Below are 15827 nucleotides of genomic sequence, written 5' to 3'. Positions count from 1 at the left end.
CATGGGAAGGATCCTTTTTTCTGGGTGAAAGGGGGCTCCCCATGGATCGATGGTGGCGCGATCTGGTGTTTTCGTCAAAGGAGGAGTACGAGGGGTTCTGCAGGAGGTATGCGCAGCTGCCCGAAGGGGTGCGGGCTTCCACGGTTCGGTTCGGCTTCGCGCCGGTGGAGCGTCCGGACAGGCAGTTGCTCATGGATCTTTCCCTGGTGGTCCTGGATGAGCCGACGGTGCGGTGGGCGGCGCGGTTCACGTCGAGCGCCTTCCCTGGGGTGCCGGTGCGGATAGGGCGGGCGATGCAGGGGAGGCCGATCCAGGGGTTCGTGATCAACAACCGTATCGCCAACGTGGGGACTGCGCACGGCGAGGAGTACGCGCTCCGGGTGCGCGAGCGGGTGGGTGAGGCGGTGGGGATCGATCCCGGGCTCCTCGTGCCGTCGTCCACCGGGATCATCGGGTGGGAGCTGCCGGTTGAGCGGATGTGTGAGGAGGTGGAGGGGCTTGTGAGGGGGGTGGGGAGTGCGGATGGGCTTGCGCTCGCGCGGGCGATCATGACCACGGATGCGTACCCCAAGCTGTGTGGGGTGCAGGTGGGGGAGGGGATGGTGTGGGGAATGGCGAAGGGGGCGGGGATGATCGAGCCCCATCTTGCGACGATGCTGGTCTTCCTGTTCACCGATGTGGAGGTGGATCAGGATGTACTGGACGGGGTGTTGGGGGAGGTGGTCGACCGGACGTTCAACTGCATTTCGGTGGACGGCGACCAGAGTACGAGCGACAGCGTGTTCCTGGTGTCCACGGCGCGGAAGGGGCGTGTGGAGGAGGGGGTGTTCCGGGAGGCGTTGGAACGGGTGTGCGGGTTTCTGGCGGAGCAGGTGGTGCGGAACGGCGAGGGGACAGGACACGTGGTGCGCGTGGAGGTGAGGGGCTGGGATGATGAGACGGCGCGGGGGGTGGGGAAGGCGGTGGTCAATTCCCCGTTGTTCAAGACCGCCATTGCGGGGTGCGATCCCAATGTGGGTAGGGTGCTGGCAGCGGCTGGGGCGTGGTTGGGGCGGAGGGGGGTGCGGCTGCAGCCGGAGGGGCTGCGGGTGTGGATGGCCGACCACCTCGTGTTCGAGAAGGGGAGGTTTTTGCTTGATAGGGAGAAGGAAGTTCTGCTATCCTCGTATCTCAGGGCCACCGCCGTGGAGCCGTCGGGCAAGGTGTTCCCTCCGCACCAGAGGCTCGTGGACGTGCGACTGGAATACGACGAAGGAGACGGCCGGGCGGTGGTGTTGGGTTCCGATCTCACCGTGGAGTATGTCCACATCAATGCGGACTACCGCTCGTAGTGGATACGAGGAAATTCTCGAGCATGAAAGGAAGGCCAGATGAAGGCTGAATCCCAGAGCGATCTCGAGGTCAAGGTCGGGAGAGCTCAGGAGCTCCTCTCGAAGTGCAGGGAGGAATTCTCCCGAGCCGTGGTGGGCCAGGAGGCCATGTTCGAGGGGCTCATGATGGGGCTCCTCGCAGGAGGCCATGTGCTCCTCGAAGGCGTTCCAGGCCTCGCCAAGACGCTCGCCGTGAAGACGCTTGCGGGGATCCTCGATGCGAGCTTCAAGCGTATCCAGTTCACCCCCGACCTGCTTCCCGCCGACCTCACCGGCACCATGGTCTACCGTCAGCAGACCGGTGAGTTCGTGGTGCGGAGGGGACCCGTCTTCTCCAACATCGTGCTCGCCGATGAGATAAACAGGGCACCCGCCAAGGTGCAATCGGCACTTCTGGAGGCCATGCAGGAGCGGCAGGTGACCATTGGTGATACCTCCTATGCACTGCCCGATCCGTTCTTCGTCCTGGCCACCCAGAACCCCATCGAGCAGGAGGGGACCTATCCCCTTCCCGAGGCGCAGCTCGACAGGTTTCTGCTCAAGATCCTCATAGGGTATCCCTCCCCACAGGAGGAGCTCGAGATCCTGAGGAGGAAGGGGATCGAAGAGGACGTGAAGGTGAAGCAGGTCCTCTTCAAGGCCGATCTCAAGCGGCTCCAGGAGGTGGCTCAGAGTGTGTTGGTGGATCCCCGCATAGAGGAGTATATCGTTTCCATCGTGGCAGCCACCCGACAGCGTTCGAAGTCGAGGACCTCGTACGCCCGGTTCATCGAGTTCGGGGCCTCTCCACGCGCCACCATCGCCCTCTATCGGTGTGCGAAGATAAAGGCCCTCCTCGATGGAAGAGGATTCGTCATCCCCGAGGATGTAAAGGACGTGGCGTATCCCGTCCTCCGTCACAGGGTCGTCCTCTCCTACGAGGCCGAGGCAGAGGACATGGACGCCGAGAGGGTGATAGAGGCCCTCCTCGAGCAGGTGCCGGTACCCTGAGAGGACGTATGGACCCTTTCCGACTCCGGGCCAGGATCAGACAGCTTTCCCTCTTCTCGGACATCATCCTCGAAGGGTTGTATGCGGGGAACTACCGTTCGGTCTTCAAGGGACAGGGGATGGATTTCCAGGAGGTGCGGACGTACGTGCCCGGGGACGATGTACGCCTCATCGATTGGAACGTGACCTCCCGTTTCGGAGAACCGCACACCAAGGTCTTCCGTGAGGAGAGGGAACTCGTCCTCTTCCTCGTGGTGGATGTGTCCCGGAGCATGCGATCCGGCTCGAATCAGTACAGCAAGTTCGATTGTCTCGAGATTCTGTTCTCCATCTTCTCTCTTGTAACTCTCGAGAACAACGACAGGGTGGGTGCCCTCTTTTTCACGGATGAGGTGGAAGATGTCATCCCCCCTCGCAAGGGGAAGACCCACGTGCTCGCCCTCCTCAGAAGGTTCCGGGACATGAGACCTCGGGGACGGGGCTCCGATCTCGCCCTGGCCCTCAGGACGGCCCGCGACCTGCTTCCACGGCGGAGCATGTGCGTGGTGCTCTCCGATTTCAGGAGTGCCGGCTTCCTCGACGATCTGCTCCTCCTCCGTGCGCATCACGACCTCTTCCTCGTGAGGATCGGAGATGCCCTCGACAGGGAGTTCCCTCCCACCGGGTACGTGGAGCTCCTGGACCCCGAGACGGGTACGGTCCTCCCCGCCTTCGGTCGGAGCGGGAAGTTCCGCCAGTGGTACCGCAGGTACTGGGAATTCTTCGATCGCCTCCTCACCGAGGAGTGCGCGCGTGGGAGGATCCCCCTCCTCGATATGAGTACCTCAGAGGATCCCGTGGTCCAGCTCAAACGCTTTTTCTCGAGGAGGCGCAGGTGAGGCGGGCGGTCTGTGCCCTTCTCCTTGCAGTGACGTCGGCCGCGGTGTACGCGGCTCCCCGCGTGCGGAGCGTCACCTTCCTCCCCTCGGAATTCTTCGTGGGGGACAGGGTGGAGATGCGTGTGGTGGTCGAAGGGGTGGATGTGCAGGATCTCGTGCGACCGGAGGTCCCCACCCTCGAATGGGGGGTGGTGGAGGATATCGAGCTCAAGCCCGTCCGGGGTGGGGTGCAGATCTCCTTCTATTTCATGAGTTTCCAGCCGGGGAGTCACCTCGTCCCGTCCCTCCCCTGCGGGGCATTCACGCTGGAGCCGCAGGAGGTGGTGGTCTCCTCCTACTATGAGCGCGGGTTCACCCAGCCCGCCCCCTACAAGGACCCGATTCTCCCCCGAGGAACCCGTCTCTTCCTCGCCCTCCTCGGCGGTGTGGGGTTGGGGATCCTGCTCCTTGTCTTCCTCTTCCTCTCGAACGGGTTCGGCTTCGTGAGGGCATGGTGCCGATTCGTGGAGGAGCGTTTCTTCCTCCGGAGTCTGCTGCGTCAGTTGGGGAGACTGGAGGAGGAGTACCACGGGCTCCCTCAGGACGAGTTCTACACGAGGCTGATCGAGATCGCGAGGAGATACCTCTCGAGGTTCCACGGCACACGATTCGCTTCGGCCACCACCCGGGAGCTCATGGATGTGCTCCCCGGGGTGCTCTCCGAGCAGTTTGCCCGGCAGGTGTACGGGGTATTCCGCGAGGCCGACGGGGTCCGCTTCGGGAGCCGACGGGTCTCGCCTGAGCACGAGAAGGCCTCCCTGGAGGTCGTGAGGGCACTCCTTTCCGGGAAGGCCGAGGAGAAGGAGGGGGGTGCATGATAGGTTTTTATCGTCCCGGCGCCCTCTGGCTCCTCGTCGTGCTCGTGTGCCTGTTCGTATGGATGAGAAGAAAGGGGCGTGGGAGCGCGGTGCGTTTCCCCTTCGTCTTCTGGGGTGCCGACATCCCCCCCGGCCTGCCGCTGTGGTACAGAATCGTCTCCCTCCTCCGGGATGCGGCCCTGTGGGGTATGCTTTCCCTGATGGTGCTCATCCTCTCGGGCCCCTACCTGGTGGAACGGAAACAGGTGGTGGTCTCGGATCCTCCTACCATCGTCATAGCCCTGGATGTCTCCCCGAGTATGGGTGCCATGGATATTCCGGGGAAGCAACGGTTTCAGGTGGCCCGTGATGTCATCAGGGAGTTCGTGCGTTCGTATCCCCACATGGCGGTCGGCCTCGTCCTGTTCGGGAAGGAAGCGATGCTGGAGGTGCCTCCCACGATCGACGTGGAGTATTTCCTGGAAAGGCTGGAAGCCGTCCGCCTCTTCTCCCTCGGTGACGGCACGGCCCTCGGTATGGGCGTGGGGATATCGCTCCTCCATCTCTCGAGGGTGAACGCATCCTTCAGGGCCGTCGTGATCCTCACGGACGGCAAGAACACCACCGGTGAGATCCTGCCCGAGACGGCGGCCGAGATGGCGAAGGATCTCGACATTCCCGTGTTCACGGTGGGGGTGGGAAGCGACCTCCCCGTGAGCCTCGATGTGATCGATCCCAGCACCGGTACCCGGTACGCGGGTGTGCTCGAGGAAGGTTACGACGAAGAGACTCTGAGGAGGATGGCGGAGATGTCGGGCGGACAGTTCTTCTCCGGGTACACCCCTACCTCACTCCACAGGATCTTCCAGTACATCGGGGCTACGGCCACGGCCGATGTGCGGCGGGAGCTTGCGGTGCGTGTCGTCTCCCTTCACGGCGGGCTTCTCCGGATGGCGCTCCTGTGTGCAGCCCTCTGGTTTCTCCTCCACTACGCGGTACTCGGGGAGGTGCTGTGAAGTTCATCTTTCCGGTTCGTCTGTGGTTCCTGCTGGCGCTCGCGCCCGTCCTCCTCTTTCTCGTGTGGCGTTCCTACCGGCGGCTGGAGGAACTCCTGCGCCTCAAGGGGAGGGACAGGAAGGAGCATCTGGTCTCGCGTTTCCTCGTCAGGGAATTCCTCGTTCAGGTGTTCCTCCTTCTGGGGATTGCCGGTCTTCTCGTGGCCTATGCAGAACCGTTCTGGGGCATGGAGCCGGAGACGGTGAAGAGAAGGAATGCGGATATCGTTGTCCTTTTCGACATCTCGAGGAGTATGCTCGTTCGCGATGTGCCCCCTTCGCGATTGGATGTGGCCAAGGAGATCGCCCTCATGCTCGTCTCGCGCATCTCCGGAGCACGCTGGGGAGTGGTGGCCTTCAAAGGGAAGGGAGAACTTCTCCTCCCCCTCACACCCGACCTCCTGGGGCTCGAGGACGCGATAGGCCTCCTCAGTCCGGTACTCCTGAGGTCGCCCGGTACCGACGTGGCATCCGGGCTCTCCCGGGCACTGGAGGCCTTTCCCGAACAGAGCAACCGGCAGCGGCTGGTGATACTCCTCTCGGACGGAGAGGCCCTCACGGGGGAGATCGGTCCCGTACTGGAGCTGGCACGGAATCTGGGGGTTGCGGTCCATACCGTGGGAATAGGGACCGAGTCGGGGGGGCCTGTCCCTCTCGAGGGAGAGGAGGTCCTCAAGAAGCCCTCGGGCGAGCCGGTGATCTCGCGACTCGATGCATCCCTTCTCAAGAGGATCGCGGAGATCACGGGTGGCCGCTTCTTCTCGGTGGAGAATGCAGAGGGACAGACCTTCCAGCACGTGGTCTCCACCATCGAGGAGACCATCGCGAGGGAGGAACGGGAGGGGATACGCCTCGTCCCGGCAAGACGCTATCCCTTGTTCGTGGGACTCTCCTTTCTGGCCTTCTCCCTCATGCTTCTCGTGAGAGGGTGGCGATGGGAGGTGGAGTCATGAAGGGCTCGATTCGTGCGGGCATACCGCCGCTGCTCTTCCTCGTCCTGTTGCTCCTCCCGGGATGTACACAGGCCTCGTTCCATCTGAAGATGCTCCAGGGCGCCTATGCCTATTCCCGGGGACATTACCAGGACGCGCTCGTCGCCTATCTCTCTTTTGCAGACCTGGAGGGAGAGGAGGGGAGCGTCATCGCCTACAACCTCGGCACCGTGTACCATGCCTTGGGGGACGAGACCGCTTTTGCGAAGTGGAAGCAGGCCGAATCGGCCAGGGACCCTGAGACGAGGTTTTCTGCGTTCTACAATCTCGGTCTCTACTACTACGATCACGGAGAGTATCAGAACGCCTACCTCTACTTTCTCCAGGCCCTCAGACTCGAACCGGACGATAGGGATGTCCGTGTCAACCTCGAGCTCGCGTATCTCAAGCTCTCCGCGTTCTCCGCAGCCCCGCAGGTCTCGGAGCCGGGGGGCACGGGGGATGAGCCTCCCGAGAGGGGGATCTACCTCCTCGACTATCTCAGGAAGAAGGAGCAGGCACGATGGAAGGCCAGAGAGTTCGCACCTCCGGAAGGCACGTGGCAGGACTGGTAGTGCTCCTGGCCGTGCTGTTCCCTGCAGGGGCCCAGGAACCCTCGGCCGATGTTCCCTCCATCCAGGTGTCGGCGGCACGCATCAAGAGGACCGAGCGGCTCACGCTCGATCTCTCCGTCCCCCTCGATGCGCCCGGGGAGCCCGTGGAGGTGATCCCTCCGCCGGTCCCGGAGATCCTCTCCCTTCTGGTGGGGCCACTCGTACAGCCCGTGAAGGATCCGGAAGGGAAGCCCATGCTGAGGTACCGGTATACCTTCCAGGGGGTTCGATCCGGAAGGAGAATATGGGGGCCCTTCCAGGTGCGACGGGGAGGAAAGGTGTACCACACCGATCCCTTCCTCATAGAAGTGTCCTACAGAGGTGATATCGACAAGGTGGCCTACGATGTGGAATGGGAGGCCCCGGAGCGAATCCTCGCCCGACAGAGCGTGCCGATCACCCTCTATATCCGTCATCTCGATAGGATCGTGCTTCCCGATCGTGTGCAGATTCCCGAGCTCCGGGGAGCCTTCGTGGAAGAGGTGCCGGTGCTCGCTCCTGTGGAGGAGGAGTCGATGGGGGCGCACACCCTGTACCACGTTCCGGTGAAGACCTTCATGATCACCCCCTACGAGTCCGGGACCATCAGGCTGCCCCCTGCGACGGTGATCCTGGGCGGAATGGAGGAGTCCGGAGGTGCCCTCACGGTGAGGGTCGATCCGCTTCCCCAGTCCTCTTCTCTCCATGGGGTAGGGCGGTTCGAGTTCTATGCCACCCGTACGGTCTCCACGGTACAGGTGGGGGAACTCTTCGGGATACGGCTCCTCGTGAAAGGGGTGGGGAACTTCCCCTTTCTCTCGTTTCCCCAGCCTGACCCCGGCGATCTCGCCGTCCTGGTCCGCGAGGAGGAGGACGAGGAGTACAGGGCGTCGACGGAGGGGTACAGTGGATGGCGGCAGCGTACCTATTGGTTCAGGGCCGTTGAGGAGGGCAGGCTCACCGTCCGCATCCCTCCTTTCCGCTATGTCCCCCCCGGACAGAACGGGGTGAGGAGCGCCGGGGGGACCTCGCTCGCCGTGGAGGTGAGGGAGGAGAACGTCACACCAGCCCTCACCTTCCTCTCCCTGGACGAGGTGCGGTCCTTGCAGGGGAGGTGGATCGCGGAGGATCTTCGGGTACTCTTCCTCATCATCCCCATGGTGTTGGCCCTGTTCTCCCTCCTCGTTCCGTCGAAGCGGTTCGGAGGGTACGCCCTGGTCGTGTGCACCGCCTCATGGGCCGGACTCCTGCTGTGGATACTCCTCGTCCCCCCCGATTTTCCGCTTCCGGAGCAGGAGCTCCAGGAGGGGCTCGCCTTCCTCGAACGAGAGGACTACGGCAAGGCCTACGAGGCCTTCCAGGAGGCCCTGGACGAAGAGGAACTGGCCCCGGGAATTCACTACGACGCGGCTATGGCGGCTTATGCCCTTGGCGAGGACGGGAGAGTCGTCTATCACCTGAGGCGTGCGTGTGTGCAGGCGCCCATGGTTCTCATCCTTCGGAAGGCCCTCTCACATATGGAGGAGGAGATAGGCCTTCAGTATCAAGCTGCACTTCCCGTCGCATTTCCGCCCGGCATCCCCTGGTTGGGCCTGATCACAGGATGCACCTTGTCGGGTCTGTTCTTCGCCGCGTACATCCGGTGGCGCTCGCCTGTGCTCCTTATAACCCTGCTCCTCTCCCTCTCGGCTACGATCGTGGCGGGAGGGTACGTCTTTTACCGGGCCGTGGTCTTCCGTGAGCCGCAGGCCGTGGTGGTGAGCGAGACCCCTCTCCAGGCGGTTCCCGAGGAGGAAGGGCGTCGATTGCAGATCTGTCCTGCGGGTACGGCGGTGAGGACCGACTACCTGTATCAGGACTATGTCCGTGTCCACACGGGGATGGGAACGAGCGGCTGGGTGAGGCGGGATACGCTTCAGTGGTACATCGGGAGGTGATCGTGGCGGAATCGTTCGGTGACATTCTCAGGGAATGGGAAGAGCGTGAGAGGAAGACGGGAGGCGACCTCCTGCACAGATACCTCGATCGTTATCTCCCTGACGAGCGCGTGGTGAAGGAAAAGAAAGGTGGGGAAAGGCGATCCCCCGACTCCCGTTCCAGGAAGCGCCCTTCCACGCCTCAGGCCGTCCTCGACCTGCACGGTTTCACCAGGGAAGAGGCGGAGATACGCCTCAAAGCCTTCCTCGGAGAGGCCCAGGGGAAGGGGTACAGGGTGCTCCTCATCGTGCACGGGAAGGGCCTCCACTCCGAAAGGGAGCCCATCCTCAAAAAAGTGGTATACAGGACGCTCGAGTCGTGTCCCTTCGTCGGCAGGATAGAGACAGCCCCCCGCAGATGGGGCGGGGCTGGAGCCGTGGTGGCGTTCCTTCGTCAGCGTTCCCGGTAGATGATCCTTCCCCGGGTGAGGTCATAAGGAGAGAGGGCGACTTTCACCCTGTCACCGGGGACGATACGGATGAAATACTTTCTCATCTTTCCCGAAAGATGGGCGAGAATCAGATGTCCGTTCTCGAGCTCCACTCGAAACATGGTATTGGGCAGCGCTTCTTTGACGATCCCTTCCACTTCGATCGCATCTTCTTTGGCCACAGAGCCTCCTCGGTATGGAATTGTAATTAAACCTACTATATAGCAAGCACTTAGTGCTGTCAACTCCCGCGCTCCACTTGACATTTTGGTGTTTTTCCTGCACTTTAAGGCGCCAAAAAGAGTGGAGGAGGCCCTTGGTGGATAGAGCCTTTCTTGATCAGATGAAGGAGAAACTCCTTGAGATGAAGAGGGACATCCTCATGAATCTCGCACAGGAGAACGAGGAACTCGAGGAGCTCATCTCGAACGAAAACGAAAAGGATCTGGTGGACATCGCGGCGAACGATCTGGACAGGAGGATCCTCAATTCCCTCGAGGGTCATGAGTTAAGGCGTCTCAACCAGATCGATGCGGCCCTTGCCCGTATAGAGAACGGAAAGTATGGGTACTGCCTCAAGGACGGAAAGCCCATCCCGCGGGAACGTCTGGAGGCCATTCCTTACGCCCTCTACTGTCTGGACTGTCAGAAGGAACTGGAGCGAAAGCAGCGACTGTAGAGGCCTCCCCTGAGGCTCTGATGTTTCGCGGATTTCTCGGATAAAAATATTCAAGTCTGTTCCCCTCTGCCGATAATAAGAGCAGGGAGGAACCATGATAGCCTCTCGCGTGGGATACGAAACCATCTCCTACATGGAGTTCATGAGAAACACTCGGGCATCGCTCCCTGTGTACGTGCCGGTGGATCTCCCCGGGCCCGTGGTACTCCGCCTGCAGCATGTGATCGGAGTTCCCTCGACCGGAGGGGTTGAAGGCGTCCCGGTGAGCAAGCTTCAGGTCCTCGATCTCCTCATCGAACGGTTCATAAAGCTTTCCCAACGGCAGAACGAGGTGCCTCCCGTCATCAAGGAGGATCTCTCCGCCGAGGAGGTGGACGATCTCATCCTGTCGCTCGAGGAGCGCCTCCACGACGTCTCTGTGAGCCACGCACAGGCCCCGGTTCCACCGCCGGGTATCAAGACACTCACCACCGGGGTTGTCCTCAACCTCTCGGCGTGAGGCCCTCTTCCCGTACGAAGGCGTTCCATCTCTTCTCATGGCCCAACGTCGTCTCCGGACCGTGGCCCGGATACACCCGTATCGCATCGGCAAGTGGATAGAGCCGTTCGATGATACTCCTCTCCAGCTCCTCCCACGAGCCTCCCGGAAGATCGGTCCTTCCCACCCCTTCCCGGAAGAGCGTATCCCCTGAGAAGAGCATCCCCTCCTCGGGGGCGTACAGGCAGATACTGCCGGGGCTGTGTCCAGGGGTGTGGAGGAGACGGAGGCCCCAGGGTTCGAGTTCTCTCCCATCGGTGAGGGGATGGATCGAAGAGACGGGTGGGCGGTCGAAATCGGCTGTGGGTATCCCGACGGACTGGAGCCAGGCACGCTGCAGGTCGAAGGCTCCCTCGAGGAGGGGGAGATCGGCCTCGTGGAGGAAGACGGGGATGGTCCGATCGTGGTGAAGGCGATCGAGGAGGTGCCCGATGGCTCCCACGTGATCGATGTGTCCGTGGGTGCACAGCATGGCGGAGGGGAGGATCCCGAGGCCTTCCAGCCAGTGGACGATCCGTGAGGCATCCGCCCCTGGGTCGATGAGGAGGGCCTTCCCCGTGACCTGGGACACGTACACGTAGGCATTGGTCGCCAGTTGACCTACCACGAGTTTTTGCACCATGATGCGATCATAGTAGGGAACCGGGGGCTCGGTCCAGAGATGAGCATGACGATCCTCACAGCGATCTTTCTCCTCTGCTACATACTCATTCCCGGCGGAGGAGGGGTCTTCCAGTGGTACCGGTGGTTCCGATGGCGGAGACGGTTCTACGGCTCCCTCCTCTTTCCTCTCTGGAGTCCCGGCAAACCTCTGACAGGGCGGGAGTGGCGGTTTCTCGGTACGGTGGATTCCCTGGTCCGTGACCACTACCTGTGGGTCAGGTGCAATGGACTCCTCGTCTGGGTGGACCTTTCGCGTGTACTCCTGCATCTCCTTCCCGGGGTGGAGGAGGACCGTCTGGGGGGGATGGAGGTGCTCCATGCGGAGGACGTGCATCACCTTCCTTCGGGGGCGAGTGTCTACCTGGCGGGGAGGGTGAGGGAGGAGAACGGCAAGATCGTCCTCGATCCCCAGTCGCAACCCGTGCTCGTACTCTACAGTGTACCCCTCCACAACCTCGTCCACTCGGTCATCTCCTCTGCGCGGAGCGTGAACGAGTTCTGGAACCCTCTCACGCTGCCTTTCATGGGGGTGGGGATGCTGCTCCTGCTCCTTTTCGGCAGCGTGTCCATCCAGACCCACTATCTGGAGGGACTCCTCTCCCTCACGGCAGCTTTCCTCCCTGTCTCCGTCTTCTTTCCTCCTGCCGTGTTCGGATACTACCTCCATAGAAAGTTGTGGAAGATGGGGAAGAAGGCGCTCGTGACCTATGAGCAGGCGACCCTCCCATGGAAGGCGTGCCGAAGGAGACCCGAGGAAGGGACGTCATGGGAGGTCGGCGACAGACGCTACAGGATGAGAGAGGAGGGGGCTTCCTTCGTCTTGGAGGTCAGGGAGGTGGAGACGGGGGCTGCCGATCCCTTGCTCCACGGCTACACCACCCCCCCGTACACCCGCCCTTCGAGGATGTGGTGGAAAGGTTGGGGGCTCCTCCTGCTGGCGGCGCTCTCGCTCGTGCTCTCCGTGGTGATCGAGGGGACCCTCATCCTGATGGGCGTGGACTACCTCATGGGAGGGTGATCACCTCCCACTCCTCCGTTTACCGTAGTTGACCGTGAGTCGTTTTCCCTTGAAGTCCGTACCGTTGAGGGTGGAGATGACCTTCTCCGCGAACGGCTCGCTCACTTCCACGAAGGAATAGTTGTCGAGAACCCGAATCTCTCCGATATCCTCTTCCGTGAGACCTTCCACCGAGAGCACGAGTTCCTTGAGATCTTCCGGGAAGATCTTGCGGTTCTTCCCCATACTGAAGAATATGTCCTGCATGGGCAGCAGGCTCCGCGCAGAGTCGGAAAGGATGTTCCGCACGAGATAGGCGGCCACGTCCGCCCTGCGGAAGAAGGGCACCGCTTTCCTGAAGGCCTTCCTGTATGGTTCGATGACGTGAGGACTCTGCCCGTCGACACATTCCAGGACGCGCTCGAGGAATCCCTGCGCCACGGCCTCCTCGTCAGGCGGTTCCCGCCGTGCGATCGAGCCCACCCGGCTTTCGAGTTCATGGATCCTCTCCTCCTCGGTCTGCGGGGCGAGGAGGAACAGATGTGTGAGAGGTATGTGCTCGCTCAGACACCGTTTTCCCTGAAGGAAGATGTCCGGGCCCGGGACGCCGGCAAAGATCACGGCCTTCGCCGTGTAGAGGGAGGGGAAGGGGCGAGGGGCTTCCAGGAGGAGCACCTCGGCGTCGAGGGTCTTGAACTTCTTGAGTGCGCGATCCTCTGCCCCGGGCGAGGAATCCCGGAGTATGGAAGAGAAGGAGATGTGCGTTCTGATGAATGTCCGTCTCAGCTTCTCGGTGAGCGCCTCGGGCACGTAGCAGATCACTTTCTTGAGGTCATGACTCAGGATGAGGTCGGCGACGGCCTCGGCCATCCGTTCGGGGGCCTCCAGGGGGAACCACGCCTTTTCGGTTCGGCTCTTTTTCCAGCTGGAGAGAGGCACGATCTGCGGATGGGAGAGGACCTCCTTGAGGTCGGCGATTGCGCGTTGCGGGTCGGAGGAGAGGACGATGCACTGCGGGTGTGAAGGCACCTTCGAGAGAACGAACTCCACATCGGCCTTGAATATCTCCGCGGTTTCTCCATCCCGCGGATATTCCATCACGACTCGCCTGATGTGCTGGAGGGAGAGATTGTCCCTCCGTATGTGGTCTATGAGGCGTGTGGCGGTGCAGCAGATGGCGTGGGAGGGGAAGGCCAGCGCTTGGGCCTCCCGCCTCGGGGTGGTCCTCCCCCCCAGGAAGAGGAGCTCGGGAAGCGAGGCAGGGTGCATCCCTGCCTCGCGGATGAGATCGATGATGCGCTGTTCCGTGGAGGTGAGGTAGAGACCTTCACGTTCCACCACCTTGGGGAACCCTCTGAAGAAGTAGGCGGGGTAGGGGAATTCCCCCTCTTCCACCTGGATGATCACATCCTTCCCTTTCGCAAGAAGGGCCTCGACCTCAGGATTCTGGAAGATCGCAGGGATACCGTTCTGCAGCGTGCTCTTTGTCTGTCGTCCCACTTGGAATCCCTCACCGTTGAGTATATGCTTTTACCATATAAGGGCTTGGGTTATTTGTCAAGGAAAGTTTTTCATTTCCCCCCGTCGTACTCCTTCCTGAGTCTCCGAGCGGCTTCCACCATGTTGGTGAGGGAGGGACGCACCTCCTCCCAGGCACGGGTCTTGAGTCCGCAATCCGGGTTCACCCAGAGCTGCCCGGGGGCGATCACCTCGAGGGCCTTCTTGAGGAGGCGGTACATCTCCTCGATGCCGGGGATCCTGGGACTGTGCACGTCGTATACACCCGGTCCGATGTCGTTGGGGTATTCGAAGCGGTGGAACGCCTCGAGGAGCTGCATGTCGCTCCGCGAGGCCTCTATGCTGATGACGTCGGCGTCGAGCCGGGCGATCCACTCGATGATGTCCTCGAAATCGCTGTAACACATGTGGGTGTGGATCTGTGTGCCGGGGGCCGCCCCCGAGCTCGCGAGGCGGAAGGCGTCGGTGGCCCAGGTGAGATACTCCTCCCACTGCGTCCTCCTCAGGGGGAGCCCCTCCCTGATGGCGGGCTCGTCTATCTGGATGACGGTGATGCCCTGAGCTTCGAGGTCCGCCACCTCGTCCCTGAGTGCGAGGGCGATCTGGAACGCGACGTCCCGGGCGGGGATGTCGTCCCGGACGAAACTCCACTTGAGCATGGTGACCGGCCCCGTGAGCATGCCTTTCACCGGCCGGGAGGTGAGCGACTGGGCGTAGGTGATCCACCGAATGGTCATGGGCTCGGAGCGGTGGACGTCGCCGTAGATGATGGGGGGCTTCACGCATCGAGTCCCATAGCTCTGCACCCACCCATTGGTCGTGGTGCAGTAGCCCGGCAGGAGTTCTGCGAAGTACTCCACCATATCGTTCCGTTCCGGCTCTCCGTGCACCAGGACGTCCAGGCCGAGGGCCTCCTGTTCCCGGATGACCCTCTCTATCTCGCCCTCCATATAGGTCTCGTACTCCTCCCGCGAGATCTCCCCCCTCTTGAACCGGGCTCTCACCTTGCGGATCTCGGGGGTCTGGGGGAAGGAGCCGATGGTGGTGGTGGGAAAGAGTGGAAGGCCCAGCTTCTCCTGCTGGAGGGCCTTGCGATCGGCAAAGGGAAGGGAGCGGGCGAGCTGTGCACCTGTGACGGATGCCACGCGTTCCCTCACGCGGGGGATCATGACCTCGGGATGCCGTCTCCTCGCCTCGGCTGCCTTTCGTGCGCTCTCCCATTCCGGACCTGTCTCTCCGTTCGTGAGGTGACGAGCGAGGAGACTCAGTTCCCTGCACTTTTGCACGGCGAAGGCGAGCCATTCCTTGATGTAGTCGGGGAGTGTTGTCTCGAGCTCGAGGTCGATGGGCACATGGAGGAGCGAGCAGGAAGAGGAGAGCATCGTCTTGTCCTCTCCTCTTCGGGCCACCTCCGGTTCGACTATCCGGGCCGCCGCCTCCAGGTCGGTACGCCAGACGTTCCGTCCGTCTATCACCCCGAGGGAGACGACCCTGTCTTCGGGAATCCGGGAGAGGACCTCGACCCCCTCGCGTGTGAGGTCGAGGTGGATGCCCCGTACGCCGGAGGAGAGGAGGAGCTCGATGTTCTCTCCCACTGGCCCGAAGTAGCAGGCCACCAGGATCCTCTCCGTGTGGTCGGAGAGCTGGGCGTAGATCGAGGCCCATGCCTGCTTCTGGGGGGAGGAGAGGTCGGTGGCGAGGATCGGCTCCTCCATCTGTATCCACTCGCAGTGCGGGGCGAGACGGGAGAGCAGCGTCGCATAGGCCTTACCCACCTCGTCGGCGAAGGACCATCTGGGGCGCTCCCCGGTCTCGCGGGCGAGGGAGAGGAAGGTGAGGGGGCCGGGGAGGGTGGCCTTCACCCGGTAGCCGAGACTCCGGGCGAGATGCACCTGTTCCTCGATCCGGGTGTGTTCCGCGAGTCGGATCGACGAGGAGTCTTCCAGTTCAGGTACGATGTAGTGGTAGTTGGTATCGAACCACTTGGTCATGTCGAGGGCCGGGATGTTGCGCTCCCTGTCGCCCCGCGCGAGGGCGAAGGAGAGGTCGAGGTCGTGGGGGTAGTCCTCTTTCCTGAATCGCGAGGGGATGAGGGAGAGCGCGAGGGCCATGTCGAGGATATGGTCGTAGTAGGAGAAGTCACCCACTGTCACCAGTGAGAGTCCCGCCTCCTTCTGGGTCTTCCATGCATATTCCATGAGCCGCTTCCCCGTGTCTTCGAGCGAAGACCGGTCTGCAGCGCCTTTCCAGTATGCCTCCACTGCTTTCTTGAGTTCCCTGCGGGCACCTATGCGGGGAAATCCGATGACGTGTGTCTCCATGGCGTCTCCTT

Annotated in this window: 16 protein-coding genes; 12 read left to right on the top strand and 4 right to left on the bottom strand. The window is 62.1% G+C overall.

Going from position 1 to position 15827, the window contains the following annotated elements:
* The first annotated feature begins 41 nt into the window (after positions 1-41).
* The 9 genes from SPITH_RS08885 to SPITH_RS08845 are packed head-to-tail and all read left to right on the top strand — an operon-like array spanning position 42 to position 9079.
* On the top strand, positions 42-1331 hold the full coding sequence (locus SPITH_RS08885; protein ID WP_014625331.1) for a bifunctional ornithine acetyltransferase/N-acetylglutamate synthase: 1290 nt from the start codon (positions 42-44) through the stop codon (positions 1329-1331).
* 39 nt (positions 1332-1370) lie between these two features.
* Positions 1371-2360, top strand: a complete 990-nt coding sequence (locus SPITH_RS08880; RefSeq protein WP_014625330.1) for an AAA family ATPase — start codon at positions 1371-1373, stop codon at positions 2358-2360.
* Positions 2361-2368: 8 nt separating this feature from the next.
* Positions 2369-3238, top strand: coding sequence for a DUF58 domain-containing protein (locus tag SPITH_RS08875; protein ID WP_014625329.1), 870 nt, complete (start codon positions 2369-2371; stop codon positions 3236-3238).
* Complete coding sequence (locus SPITH_RS08870) at positions 3235-4095, top strand: hypothetical protein (protein ID WP_014625328.1); 861 nt, start codon at positions 3235-3237, stop codon at positions 4093-4095. The genes SPITH_RS08875 and SPITH_RS08870 overlap by 4 nt, the downstream gene beginning before the upstream one ends.
* Entirely contained in the window at positions 4092-5090 is a 999-nt protein-coding gene (locus tag SPITH_RS08865; RefSeq protein ID WP_014625327.1) for a VWA domain-containing protein, read from the top strand. Before SPITH_RS08870 ends, SPITH_RS08865 begins: the two co-directional genes overlap by 4 nt.
* On the top strand, positions 5087-6082 hold the full coding sequence (locus SPITH_RS08860; RefSeq protein ID WP_014625326.1) for a vWA domain-containing protein: 996 nt from the start codon (positions 5087-5089) through the stop codon (positions 6080-6082). The genes SPITH_RS08865 and SPITH_RS08860 overlap by 4 nt, the downstream gene beginning before the upstream one ends.
* Positions 6079-6675, top strand: a complete 597-nt coding sequence (locus tag SPITH_RS08855; protein ID WP_014625325.1) for a tetratricopeptide repeat protein — start codon at positions 6079-6081, stop codon at positions 6673-6675. Before SPITH_RS08860 ends, SPITH_RS08855 begins: the two co-directional genes overlap by 4 nt.
* Positions 6624-8630, top strand: coding sequence for a BatD family protein (locus tag SPITH_RS08850; RefSeq protein WP_014625324.1), 2007 nt, complete (start codon positions 6624-6626; stop codon positions 8628-8630). The genes SPITH_RS08855 and SPITH_RS08850 overlap by 52 nt, the downstream gene beginning before the upstream one ends.
* Before the next feature lie 2 nt (positions 8631-8632).
* Positions 8633-9079, top strand: a complete 447-nt coding sequence (locus SPITH_RS08845; protein WP_014625323.1) for a Smr/MutS family protein — start codon at positions 8633-8635, stop codon at positions 9077-9079.
* Here the strand turns inward: SPITH_RS08845 and infA are convergent.
* Positions 9064-9282: a translation initiation factor IF-1 gene (gene infA, locus SPITH_RS08840; RefSeq protein ID WP_014625322.1), complete on the bottom strand. Its 219-nt coding sequence runs from the start codon at positions 9280-9282 to the stop codon at positions 9064-9066. The genes SPITH_RS08845 and infA overlap by 16 nt on opposite strands.
* Before the next feature lie 137 nt (positions 9283-9419).
* Here infA and SPITH_RS08835 point away from each other — a divergent pair, with 137 nt between their 5' ends.
* Positions 9420-9779: a TraR/DksA family transcriptional regulator gene (locus tag SPITH_RS08835; RefSeq protein ID WP_014625321.1), complete on the top strand. Its 360-nt coding sequence runs from the start codon at positions 9420-9422 to the stop codon at positions 9777-9779.
* Between the two features lie 94 nt (positions 9780-9873).
* Complete coding sequence (locus SPITH_RS08830) at positions 9874-10278, top strand: hypothetical protein (protein WP_014625320.1); 405 nt, start codon at positions 9874-9876, stop codon at positions 10276-10278.
* Here SPITH_RS08830 and SPITH_RS08825 read toward each other — a convergent pair.
* Positions 10262-10939, bottom strand: a complete 678-nt coding sequence (locus SPITH_RS08825; RefSeq protein ID WP_014625319.1) for an MBL fold metallo-hydrolase — start codon at positions 10937-10939, stop codon at positions 10262-10264. The genes SPITH_RS08830 and SPITH_RS08825 overlap by 17 nt on opposite strands.
* 45 nt (positions 10940-10984) lie before the next feature.
* Here SPITH_RS08825 and SPITH_RS08820 point away from each other — a divergent pair, with 45 nt between their 5' ends.
* Positions 10985-11998, top strand: coding sequence for a hypothetical protein (locus SPITH_RS08820; RefSeq protein ID WP_014625318.1), 1014 nt, complete (start codon positions 10985-10987; stop codon positions 11996-11998).
* Here SPITH_RS08820 and SPITH_RS08815 read toward each other — a convergent pair whose 3' ends face one another.
* Complete coding sequence (locus SPITH_RS08815; protein ID WP_014625317.1) at positions 11999-13477, bottom strand: DEAD/DEAH box helicase; 1479 nt, start codon at positions 13475-13477, stop codon at positions 11999-12001.
* A 71-nt stretch (positions 13478-13548) separates the two neighbouring features.
* The gene (gene metE / locus SPITH_RS08810; RefSeq protein WP_014625316.1) at positions 13549-15816 is read right to left on the bottom strand and encodes a 5-methyltetrahydropteroyltriglutamate--homocysteine S-methyltransferase; all 2268 of its coding nucleotides are present in this window, start codon (positions 15814-15816) and stop codon (positions 13549-13551) included.
* Between the last annotated feature and the right edge of the window lie 11 nt (positions 15817-15827).

This window comes from Spirochaeta thermophila DSM 6578 (assembly GCF_000184345.1).
Taxonomy (GTDB): Bacteria; Spirochaetota; Spirochaetia; order Winmispirales; family Winmispiraceae; genus Winmispira; species Winmispira thermophila.
Note: the sequence above shows the minus strand (reverse complement) of the source record. Positions and strands in the feature narration are given on the sequence as shown.

Bases quoted from the DNA above. Each gene is read 5' to 3' on its own strand.
- SPITH_RS08885 (WP_014625331.1), top strand. From the start codon at position 42: ATGGATCGATGGTGGCGCGATCTGGTGTTTTCGTCAAAGGAGGAGTAC.
- SPITH_RS08880 (WP_014625330.1), top strand. From the start codon at position 1,371: ATGAAGGCTGAATCCCAGAGCGATCTCGAGGTCAAGGTCGGGAGAGCT.
- SPITH_RS08875 (WP_014625329.1), top strand. From the start codon at position 2,369: ATGGACCCTTTCCGACTCCGGGCCAGGATCAGACAGCTTTCCCTCTTC.
- SPITH_RS08865 (WP_014625327.1), top strand. From the start codon at position 4,092: ATGATAGGTTTTTATCGTCCCGGCGCCCTCTGGCTCCTCGTCGTGCTC.
- SPITH_RS08855 (WP_014625325.1), top strand. From the start codon at position 6,079: ATGAAGGGCTCGATTCGTGCGGGCATACCGCCGCTGCTCTTCCTCGTC.
- SPITH_RS08850 (WP_014625324.1), top strand. From the start codon at position 6,624: ATGGAAGGCCAGAGAGTTCGCACCTCCGGAAGGCACGTGGCAGGACTG.
- SPITH_RS08830 (WP_014625320.1), top strand. From the start codon at position 9,874: ATGATAGCCTCTCGCGTGGGATACGAAACCATCTCCTACATGGAGTTC.
- SPITH_RS08825 (WP_014625319.1), bottom strand. From the start codon at position 10,939: ATGGTGCAAAAACTCGTGGTAGGTCAACTGGCGACCAATGCCTACGTG.
- SPITH_RS08820 (WP_014625318.1), top strand. From the start codon at position 10,985: ATGACGATCCTCACAGCGATCTTTCTCCTCTGCTACATACTCATTCCC.
- metE (WP_014625316.1), bottom strand. From the start codon at position 15,816: ATGGAGACACACGTCATCGGATTTCCCCGCATAGGTGCCCGCAGGGAA.